The organism is Streptomyces sp. NPDC048248, assembly GCF_043201875.1.
Taxonomy (GTDB): domain Bacteria; phylum Actinomycetota; class Actinomycetes; order Streptomycetales; family Streptomycetaceae; genus Streptomyces.
On the sequence record NZ_JBICZL010000032.1, the window covers coordinates 42324 to 52385 of the forward strand.

Here is a 10062-nt window from a genome sequence, read left to right on the forward strand (position 1 = left end):
TCCGTGCGAGCGGAGGTGAACCGGGCCTCGTTAACGCGGCAACCTACCTCCTGACGTGCTCTCCGTGCGAGCGGAGGTGAACCGCTCCGGAGCCACGGCCGTCACCGGCCAGGGCGCGAACCTGCGACGAGCGGCAGCGTGGGCATTCGGTGTGGGGTCGCGCTGGCTGGTAGTCGTGCACGACCGTGCGGGAGCAGCGGGAGGTACGCCGAGTGCGGGGCACCGCTTCACCTCCGCGTCGCCCGCCAGAAGCGTCCGGACAGCTCACGCCGGGCTGAACTCAGGAATCTACCGTCCAGGCTCGTACGGTTCTGGGTCGTAGTCTCTTCGTTGGAGGGGAGCGATGCCCGGAAACTCCTCCTGTAGCTCCAGACAGACCGTGATCATGGCCTTCTCGGTCAGTTCATCGGGGCCTGGCGATGGATAGCGCCCCTCCGCGATGGCTGCCTTCGCCTCCCGCCACGCCCACTCGCCAGCCGCTGGCCATCGCGGGTGTTGTCGGGCCTGAGCCCAACGCCATCGGTCGTCGACAACGTGCAAGGGCGGGCCCGTGGGCGGACTGTGGGCGGAGAACCCCGTAAGGCTGTAGGAGAAGGGACCGGGGAGCGGAATCCATGCGTGCAATCCCATGAGGTGGCCCCCTTCTCAAAAGGTGCGCTGCCTCCAGTCTGCGCCTTCGCGCTTTCGGAAGATAGAGGATGGTCCACGCGTCGAGCGAAGGCTTGGGTTCAGGGGGGCTCTGGCTTGCGTTGTGTTCGGCGGCGACCCCTACGCCAGTCACTTGCTAGGCAACGGGCCACGCTGGTTTTTTGGGGCGAAGATGCGGTGGACAGCACTGTGGTCGAGCTCCCGCAGGTGACGGAGATGAACGCCGCCGGTGGATGCGGTCGGTGCGGCGGGCAAGGGCCCTTGTGCGCACCTACCATCTGACGATCAGCAGCCACTGTCCGGCCGCTGCTGGGGGCACGTTCTCAGTTGGGCGCGCGAAAGCCATGCGGTCAGCGGCTGCCGACACAGCTTTGCGGCTGAAACCGGCAACCCTCACGATCGTCACCAAAGGCTCGGCGACGTGGAGCCGAGCCTCAGTGCGGCGAGAGCGTCCTACAGCCTCGCCGCAACTTGAGTAGCGGACCATCACGATCCGCACGTGCGCTAAGACCGTCTTATGGGGCATCGCGAACCCTGGCTGGCTCGGCGAGGCATGGACCACCCGCGGCGGACTCAAGCCCCTGCACCTGACCGAAGACGAGAAGGCCGGCCGGATCGGCCGCATCAAATCCCGACGCCTCCTGCGCACCCCGGCCTGGAGTCTCTTCCTCCGGGGCATCGAGCCCTACCAGGCGCTCCTGACCACCGTCGGCCATAGCGTCGCGCACGAAGACGCGATCCTGGCCTTCCCCTACGACTGGCGCCTGCCCGTCGCCACCAACGCGGACCTGCTGGCCGACGCCGCCCGCGAGCACCTCGAGCAGTGGCGCCGCCACCCCGCACACACCGCCGCTCGCAAACACCGCGTCGACGAATGCGAAGGCCGCCTCGTGTTCATCGCCCACTCCATGGGCGGTCTGATCACCCAGGCCGCCCTCGACCTGGGACCGGACCGAGACCTGCAAGCCGACACCCGCGGCGTGATGCCCCTTGGCACGCCCTTCCACGGCGCGGTGATGGCCGCCTCGATCCTCAACACCGGCCAGGGAGCGCCGCTGCCCCTGCCGCACGGCAAGCTCAAGACGCTGGCTTCCACGATGCCCGGTGTCCACGACCTGCTGCCCCGCTTCCCCTGCCTTGACGAAGGCCTCACCGTGCGACGGCTGGATCCCACCGACGTCGTGGCCCTGGGCGGAGACAAGGACCTGGCCGTGCAGCCACAGGCCTTCTACGACAAACTGCGCGGCCAAGCACTGCCACGCCACCGCGCCGTGGTCGGCGTCAGCCAGCGCACGTTGCAGTCCATGAGCCTGCAGGACGGCGTCGTGGTGGGCTTCGAGCACACCTTCCGCGAGCACAACGACGGTGAGTTGATGCGCGATGCCGAGGGGGCCCCGCGCCGGTTCCCCGTCGCCGGCGACGGCACCGTGCACAAGGAATCCGCCGCACGCACCCGGACCGTCATCCCCTACTCACTCCAGCACGGCGCGCTCGCCACCGACGACGCGGCCATGGAGGCAGTCACCGCCTTCCTTGAGGGGGACGAGCATCTCGGGCCCGACCAGGCCACCTCCGGCCTGGGGCTGACCGTCCCCGACTTCGTCACCCCCAACACCAACTGGGAAATCCAAGTCACCGGCACCGACGCCCCAGCCGGCATCGTCTGCACCGTCGAAAGCACCGACCACCACTACAGCAGGCCCGCCCGCCTGTACGCCGACGATGACGACGCCCTCACTGCACGTGTTCAGGTCCCTGACATCGGCTTGTACCCGGTTACCGTCCAAGCAGATGTTTCCACGCCCCTGACCCAGCTCGTTCTGGCAGGCACCGACCACGACGCAGACTGAACCCTGCGCCCGCGGGGCCCCCAGCCATCGCCGAGGCGCTCGATATACGCGATAGGCCAGTCCAATGCTGCTCCCTCACGAATGCCTCACCGGGCGGTCTCTCCGGCCTAGGTCAGGACGGTAGAAGCTGCCGCAGCGACAACTTCAAACCCGGAGGCCTGGCTCACGCGTCAGCTCTGCGACCGTGTGGACGACGCCCACGGTCGGCGCGGACGGAGTCCGGTGCTGTCAAAACTCGTGAACAATGCGCTCCGCCCCTGGCCGCCCGGTGCCTCCCGCACTGTCCTTTGTCATCCAATCGAAAGCGTTTGACAGCGAACCCAGCCGTTTCGGCTTTTCTGACAGTGAATCCAGTCGTGATCGGTGACCAGCCTCGACCCCTATAGCCTGGAGACTGAATCGAACGGCCACGGGGGGATGATGGTTCGAGCACTCATGTTCGGAGTTGGGGCCTTTGAGAACGCGGTCGTAGGCGAGTGGAGCCCCACGTCGGAGGGGTTGACTCCGTTGCCGTCGGCCGGACCGCAAGTGCGCGAACTCGCCGCGGTGCTCTCGCGTTTCGACGGACTGAACGTCAGTGAACCGATGATCGACGCGGACCGGGTCAGTATCGAGGAGAGCTGGCGGCGCCTGCGGCGCGATTCGTCGGGCGGACCCCGCATCGTCCACTTTGCCGGTCACGGGGTCCGTCGCGGGAGGGTCTTGTACCTACCTGTACATGACAGCCGTCCGACCGACCTCCCGGAGTCGGCGATCGATGTTGGCCGATGGCTGAACGAGGTTGAGCACAGCTCTGACCAGTCTCCCGTCTTGTTCCTGCTCGATGTTTGCGGTGCAGGGGCAGCGATGGACTACCAGCTCTTCCAGGACGTTCCCGAGGGCGACCGAAGGACCTGGGTAATCGCGGCCTGCACGGCGGACGAGAGTGCGTACGAGGCGCGGTTCACCAAGGCCACGGCCCTGGCGTTGGAGCGGCTCCGCCTAGGTCAGTGGGACATCTCTCCTGCGCTGTCCCACGTACCGGTGGAGGCTGTCGCCGACGAGATCGCGCGGGAGCTGGTCCGCCTCGGCGATGGCTACCCGCAAACCGTGCTCCACTCGCCACGCCTAGCCGCCTCATTGCCGGTGCCGGAGTTCTTCGCCAACCCGGCGTTCAGCACTGACGGCTGGCAGCGGCTTCGGAGCCGACTCCGGTTAGCGGTTCGAGAACTGGCGGCGGAGTTCGACCCCGGTCTGGACCCGGTACATTTCCTCACCCGTGCGTCCGGTCGCCTGGACGACGCCGCCGCGATGACCGGCTGCCTATTCACTGGGCGGACCCGTGAACTGACCCAGATTCGCTCCTGGTTGGCAAGCTACGACCCCCTGTTGCTGGTCACCGGAAGCCCTGGGGTCGGAAAGTCGGCGCTGCTGGGTGTGACGGTCTTCCTGTCACACAACCAGCTCGCCGAGCTGAGCACCGGGTTGGTTAGCCGCATCCCTGCTCAGTACCGCCCCGAGCGTCGGTACCCGACCCTTGTCGCAGTCCATGCCCGGCACCGGAGCACGGACGAGGTGATCGCTTCGATCGTGGTTCAACTAGTACCCGGGGACGCGGAGCCGGCCGCTCCTCGCAGCGAGGATCCTTTGGACGAACTCATTTGCATCGCCAAGGAATTGCCGGAACCGGTGATCCTCATCCTCGATGCCATTGACGAAGCCCTGGAGAGCGACCGTATTGTCCAGGATCTGCTCCCGAAGCTGCTGCACACTTCCCGTGCTGACGGCCGCCCTGCCTTCCGGGCGCTCGTGGGGATGCGCCCACCGCAGGCGGATGGCCACTGGCTGTGCGACGTGTCAGGTTTTCACGGGATGGTGCTCGACCTGGACACCTCCACTGGTGTCGAGGATCTCGCTGACGACCTCACGACCTACATCGCCGACATCCTGTCCAGTGCACCCGGCTACAGCGACCAGGCCCTCCGTGAGTCCGTGGCTCGGGCGGTCGCTACCGCGATCGCCCAGAGCCCCGACCGCAGCGCCTTCCTCATCGCAGCGCTCTTCGCCGATTTCCTGCGGGCAGGCCAACCTCTGAATCCGGCCGAGGCGGTCGCCCGACTGCCGCAGAGCCTGCCGCACCTGCTCGAACTGCATCTGCGGACCACACTGGACAGCGACCCGTGGATGGGGCACTTCATGGTGGGGCTGGCACAAGCGCGGGGTCAGGGCATGCCCCTGGAGCTTGTGGCCGCAGCAGCCACCGCTGCCGCCCAGGCCGCGGGTCAGGAGCTCCGCCCGCTGACCCCGGGCGAGGCCCGCGAGAAGTTGGCTGCCGCCCGCTTCTATCTGCGGACGAATATCGACGCGGACGGACGTCAGCTCTACCGGTACTTCCACGAGACGATCACCGAGCACTTCCGTGACGCCGCGGCTGAACTCGACGAGCTCGCTGACACGCTTTTCCACGAGCTGCTGTCGGCCGTCCCGGGGCAGCGGACCGCTCAAGGGCCTCGTTGGGATCTCGCCGCACCGTATCTGCTGCGACATCTCATGGAGCATGCCGTCGCTGTACCAGGCGGATCCGCGGTGGATCAGTTGTTCCTGGACCCGGAGTATCTACTCCGCGCCGACCGCAACAGCATCCGGGAGGCCCTCCACAGGACGAAGACCCCCACGGCGCGGCGCGCCGGAGCCGCGTACCGGAAGACATTCGGTCGTGGCAGCCGGTTCGGCCAGCAGAGACCGCTGGAGACACGCCGTGCCGGGCTTCAGCAGAACCTCGTGGCCTACCGGGCGGCCGGACTCGCACGCCGCCTCCACGACGAACGGACCGCGCTCCGCACGCACTGGAGCACAGGCATGCCTGAGGAGTCTCTGCTGTGCGTCATCAGCGAGGACGAGCTGGGCGCCACCGTGTCAGCCCTCGCCCTGGGCGCCGTCGGCCGACGGCTCCTCGCCGTGTTCGGCGGTACCGATGGCTCCCTTCAGGCGTGGGACATCACACCGAGCCGTGTCGGCGCGGTCCGGTATTTCTCGGCTCCTCGGACAGACCAGGACGCCATCACCCAGATAGCGATCGTGGATCTGGACGAGCGGGCGGTCATTGCCTCGGTGACTGACCAGAACGCTCTCCAGTTGTACGACCTCGCCACGGGTGCAATCGTCGCCGACGCGCACCTCGACGGCGCGAGGGTGTCAGCCCTAGCGGTCGTCGGCACAGGGGATAAGACCGTCCTTGCAGTCGGTCGGGTCAGTGGCGACATCAGCCTGATCGGCCTGATAGGCGAGTCGTTCGGCAAGACCCTCAACACGGTCGACGCGGGCGACACCGCAATCGATTCGCTGCTCGGCGTGGAGTCCGCGGACGGTCCCCTCGCATTCCACTACGTCTACGCCGAACCCCAAGACGATGGGCCGAGGGTGCTGCGCAAACTGGACGAGCGGCCGGTCACCCTCTCATCGGACGGCGAGCTCCAAGCGGTGCGCATCCAGCACACCAACGCGCCCGCCTCGCTGTTTTCCCTCTTCGCCTACACCCACGGCATGCATGCGGTCCCAGTGAACGGCGATACTGTCCAGGTCATCACTGGCCCAAAGGACCGGGGGCTGACGCTCGGAGACATCCGCCAGGTCGACCGCTATCGACTCGCGCTCACCTCCCATCGCGACGGCAACCTGCGGGTGTGGGACCTCGACGTCTGCCCGCGATTTGGGCACGGCCAGAACCACCGCTACTGCGTCACGGTCCTTGGCACCATCCGGCTCGCCGACTCGGAGCTCGCCCTCAGCGCCGAACTCGCGACTGGCGAGATCAAGGCTTGGGACCTGAGCACCGGCGCCGAGCAGCGCGAACTGACCAACCTGGGCGGGCTAACCCACGCCGTGACCGTGACCACTGGCGCCACACCCTATGTCGTCACGACGACCACGGAGAATGAGCTCGACACCTGGAATATCGGTGAAGACGCCCTGGAATCGACGGTCCGCCTTTCCGCCCCAGGCACTGCGCTGACCGCCGTCCCTCACGGCGATTCAGTCTGGGCCGTGGTCGGCCATGCCGACGGCAGTATCCACGTGTGGGACATGCATAAGGAATCACTTTCCCACGTCCTCACGGGAGCGGAAAGGCCGGTCACGAAGCTGGTCGTGGGAGATGTCGACGGTGATTCCCTCCTGATCAGCGTCCACGACGAGCGGAAAGTCTGTCTCTGGTCCCTGACAGACGGCACCCTGCGGCAGTCGATCACGTTGGACCGGGTCAGTGCGATCGCGATTCAGTGTGGGCGCCTGGTCGCGGCCGAGCTAGCGCCGGACGATGACCAGGTGCGGATCTGGGACCTCCTGACCACCTCGCTCCTGGGCTCAGTCCTTGTGCCCGGCCTTCAGGTGACGACGATCAGCCAAGTCAATGGCAGGCTGGCACTCGTGGCCGCCGTCGGAGAGGCAGAGCTCCAGGCGTGGGACGTCGAATCCGGCGAGCCGCTCGGATCCCCGGCACTTGTGCCAGGCCCAGTGCACACCATCGCTCCCTACCACGACGGCGTGCTGGTGGGCAGCGAGGACGGCCACGTCGCAGCCCTCGGCTGGACCCATTCCTCGGCCGCGTCGGTTCTCCGCCCGACGTGTCCAAGCATCGACGTCACGCATGTCCTCGCCTGGTTGCCGGGCGAACTGCTTTGTGGCGATGCCCGCGCGGACGGATGGGAGTTGTACACCCTCGACGAATGGGAGGGGGGACGGCCGCCCTCCTTCGACCTCGTCTACGCCTGCCCCATCACTGCGACGACGGCCGAACTCCAGGATGCGCTCGTCGCCGTACTGGAACCCAGAGGACTTGAGGTCGTACGGCTGGAGGCACACTCGTACGAGATCAGCAAGGTCGACGGCGTGACCACCGCCAGCCCGTGGCGATTCCCGGCGTACTCCGTGCATTGTTACTTGGAGGAAGGAACCAAGCAGTGACGATCCTCGCAGTGCACGGCATCGGCAACCACCTGAGCGGCCGCACGCCGGAACAGGCAATCGCTGAACTAGCAGGGCAGTGGCAGCTCAAACTTCAGCAGGGGTTCACGGCCATGGGACTGGGCGATCATCCACTCCCTGCCCTGCACGTCGCGTACTACGCTCACCACACCCACGCTGCGGAGCGGCAGGCTGTCGTGCCGGATGTACGTTCCATCGACGAACGAGAACAGTCCGTCATCATCGCCTGGGCGCTGGCCCTGGGTTCACCTACCTTCCAGGAACGACAGGGACTGCTTACTGCACCACTGCGGCAGGTCCTGTCCTGGGTTTCCCGACGCCGCAACATCCCCATAGGGATGGTCATTCGCCTCGCCGTCCAACTGGCGGGCGAGGTCCATCGCTACCTCCACGTTCCGCACGTACGGGCTGGCGCCCGATCTGCCGTGGCCGAGACAATCCGACGGGTGCGCCCCCGCGTGGTGCTGGCGCACTCCCTCGGCTCCGTCGTCGCGTACGAGGCTCTCCATGCCCACCCAGAACTGACCGTGGACTGCTTCGTGACCTTGGGCTCTCCCCTTGGCCTGTCGGGCGGGATTTTTGATCATCTGGTGCCCGCGCCAATCGCCAATCGGGGTGCCCGGCCGGCCGGGGTCCGCTACTGGGTGAACCTCGCCGACACAGGGGACCTTGTGGCGATTCCTCCTCGGCTCGGCGACCGATTCCCCGTTGACCAGCACGCCGACACTCCGATAGGCCGTATCGACTTCCACACCTTCGGTGCGTACTTGTCCTCCCCGCTCACTGCTGCGGCGATCTCTCCCTTCGTCCGCAGCCCGACAATCCCGGACCAGATCGCCTGAGATTTCGGCAGTGCGCGTCTAAATGATCCATTGGGGGATGGGAAGGAGAACGACGATGCCTGATGCCAATGTCCGTATCCCCGAGGAGGCCAAGGACCGCCTCGCCGCGATCGCGGCCACCGAGGGCCTGTCGCTGCGGGCCTATCTGGCGCGCCTGGCCGAGACCCTGCTGACCCCGGCGGAGCGTGCCGAGAGTGCGGAGCAGGCCCGGGCGACGCTCAAGGAATGGAACGGCTACGCGCCGACACCGGCTGAGCAGCAGAATCTCGACAGTGAGCTGGACCGGCGCCTGGCTGCGGCGGAAGAGCGGTGAGCGAGGCGATGCACATCGTGCTGGACGAGACGGCGATGGCCGCGGCTGGCCAGGGCAATGTTCTCGCCTCCCGGCTCATCCACCGGGCCCACGCCGAGCTCGACTGGTTCCTCTACGCCCCGTCGTGTGCCCTGGTTGAAGCGGATCGTTCCCGGCCGGGAACGGCTGAGCATCTTGCGGCTTTGCCGGGCATCACTGTCTTGGACCTGGACCTGGACCTGCCCGCCGCCCTGGCCGCGGCCCAGCAGGAGACCTGGGCGGCGGCGCACAGTCAGTACGCGGCGCAGCCAACCCCTGACCGGCCGGATGGGGCGATCGTCGCCACGACCGCTGTGAAGCGGTGGGAGGGGGAGCCGGTCCGCGTCTTGGATCTCAACGCCTGACCGTCAGACGTAGTTGCCCCTACCCGCGGGCCCTGCGGTCGAAGTGGATCGTCCCGGCGATGTTGACGACGAGGGGGCGCGGACTTGGTCGGCTAGGGCGCGAACCGGCCGCGCCGCCCCGGCCACTCAGGGGGACTCATCGCCCACCGAAGGGGTATCCAGACGGCGGGTGGGACTGGCTGGCGAGCGGTCGTGGCGCTCTCGCCGCGCCTGATCGCGGTGCCGGGCACTGGGCGTGTCAGTCGATCCAGGTCAGGACTGCGAGTTCTCGCGTGCGGGCGGTGTTGTAGAAATTCCGCAGTGCATTGAATTGCTGTACCAGGTAGTCACGTGGGTGCCCAGTGAACGCTTCGAATCCGCAGGCCTGTGCCGCTTCCGCACTGTCCGCGGGAAGCTGGTTCAGGGCCCTGGCCAGGTCGATGGCGTTAAGGGCATGGGCGACTTCGCTGACAGCCGCTGGGGCGAGGAGTGCAGGAGGGGCGTCGAACCCGTCATAGGCAGCGGGATGGTCGAAAAACCCAACGTCACCGTCGTCGTCTCCGGCGATGCTCCGCTCGAGAGCGGCGAGGTGCCGCTCGTCGATGTGGGCCCGGCGGAAGAACGTGATCAGACCCCAGATTGCCCAGTCCAGGTCAAGGAGGTCGTCCTCTGGTGGATCCCAGCAGGGACCCTTGTCCGGCGAGGCCGCAGCGGTCTGCCAGCACTGTTCCACGTACTGAAGAGTCACTCGTGCGAGTTGCTGCGTTAACGCCATGCCGTGCAGTATCCCGAAGCCGGGCGAGGTAAGGCGGGGCGCTGAGCACCGGATTGCCGTCCACGCATACCCGGACCCCGCCGTCTCCCCACACTGCAGGAGGGGCCCTCCGGGCCACCGCCCTTTTGCGCCTCATCAGACGAAGGGAGCACAGCCCGGTTCGCAGGCCGCCTCGTTGAACGGCTCGGGACTATCTCCATGCCAGGTCGTCGAGTCCTTGGTGGCCCACGTTCGGCGCGCTCACGGCCAGCCACCCGTGGCCTCGAATCTCGGCTTCGGCGTCGATCGCGTCCGGGTGCACGGACAAGTA

7 protein-coding genes and 1 CRISPR repeat array (1 of these 8 cut by a window edge) are annotated in these 10062 nt (G+C 67.0%); of the genes, 5 read left to right on the top strand and 2 right to left on the bottom strand.

Features of this window, described 5'->3' with window-relative positions; all coding sequences use genetic code 11:
• A CRISPR array of direct repeats spans positions 1-84; the repeat unit is 28 nt (it extends 738 nt beyond the left edge of the window).
• A gap of 1079 nt (positions 85-1163) precedes the next feature.
• A complete protein-coding gene (locus tag ACGFZW_RS37050) occupies positions 1164-1553 on the bottom strand; it encodes a hypothetical protein (protein WP_393897734.1) in 390 nt (129 codons plus the stop codon).
• Here ACGFZW_RS37050 and ACGFZW_RS37055 point away from each other — a divergent pair.
• The 5 genes from ACGFZW_RS37055 (at position 1437) to ACGFZW_RS37075 (ending at position 8998) form a co-directional block, all read left to right on the top strand.
• Positions 1437-2498, top strand: coding sequence for a hypothetical protein (locus tag ACGFZW_RS37055; protein ID WP_393897739.1), 1062 nt, complete (start codon positions 1437-1439; stop codon positions 2496-2498). The genes ACGFZW_RS37050 and ACGFZW_RS37055 overlap by 117 nt on opposite strands.
• Before the next feature lie 528 nt (positions 2499-3026).
• Entirely contained in the window at positions 3027-7439 is a 4413-nt protein-coding gene (locus tag ACGFZW_RS37060) for a hypothetical protein (RefSeq protein ID WP_393897735.1), read from the top strand.
• A complete protein-coding gene (locus tag ACGFZW_RS37065; protein ID WP_393897736.1) occupies positions 7436-8302 on the top strand; it encodes a serine peptidase in 867 nt (288 codons plus the stop codon). The genes ACGFZW_RS37060 and ACGFZW_RS37065 overlap by 4 nt, the downstream gene beginning before the upstream one ends.
• Positions 8303-8357: 55 nt before the next feature.
• Positions 8358-8615: a hypothetical protein gene (locus ACGFZW_RS37070; protein WP_393897737.1), complete on the top strand. Its 258-nt coding sequence runs from the start codon at positions 8358-8360 to the stop codon at positions 8613-8615.
• A gap of 8 nt (positions 8616-8623) precedes the next feature.
• Positions 8624-8998 carry a hypothetical protein gene (locus tag ACGFZW_RS37075; protein ID WP_393897740.1) on the top strand — a complete coding sequence of 125 codons (375 nt, stop codon included), beginning with the start codon at positions 8624-8626 and terminating at the stop codon, positions 8996-8998.
• Positions 8999-9236: 238 nt separating this feature from the next.
• Here the strand turns inward: ACGFZW_RS37075 and ACGFZW_RS37080 are convergent, their stop codons facing one another.
• Positions 9237-9752 carry a DUF1877 family protein gene (locus tag ACGFZW_RS37080; protein ID WP_393897738.1) on the bottom strand — a complete coding sequence of 172 codons (516 nt, stop codon included), beginning with the start codon at positions 9750-9752 and terminating at the stop codon, positions 9237-9239.
• Between the last annotated feature and the right edge of the window lie 310 nt (positions 9753-10062).

What these genes read in the sequence shown, in the direction of transcription:
- ACGFZW_RS37070 (WP_393897737.1), top strand. Translation starts at nt 8,358, where the DNA reads ATGCCTGATGCCAATGTCCGTATCCCCGAGGAGGCCAAGGACCGCCTC.
- ACGFZW_RS37075 (WP_393897740.1), top strand. Translation starts at nt 8,624, where the DNA reads ATGCACATCGTGCTGGACGAGACGGCGATGGCCGCGGCTGGCCAGGGC.
- ACGFZW_RS37080 (WP_393897738.1), bottom strand. Translation starts at nt 9,752, where the DNA reads ATGGCGTTAACGCAGCAACTCGCACGAGTGACTCTTCAGTACGTGGAA.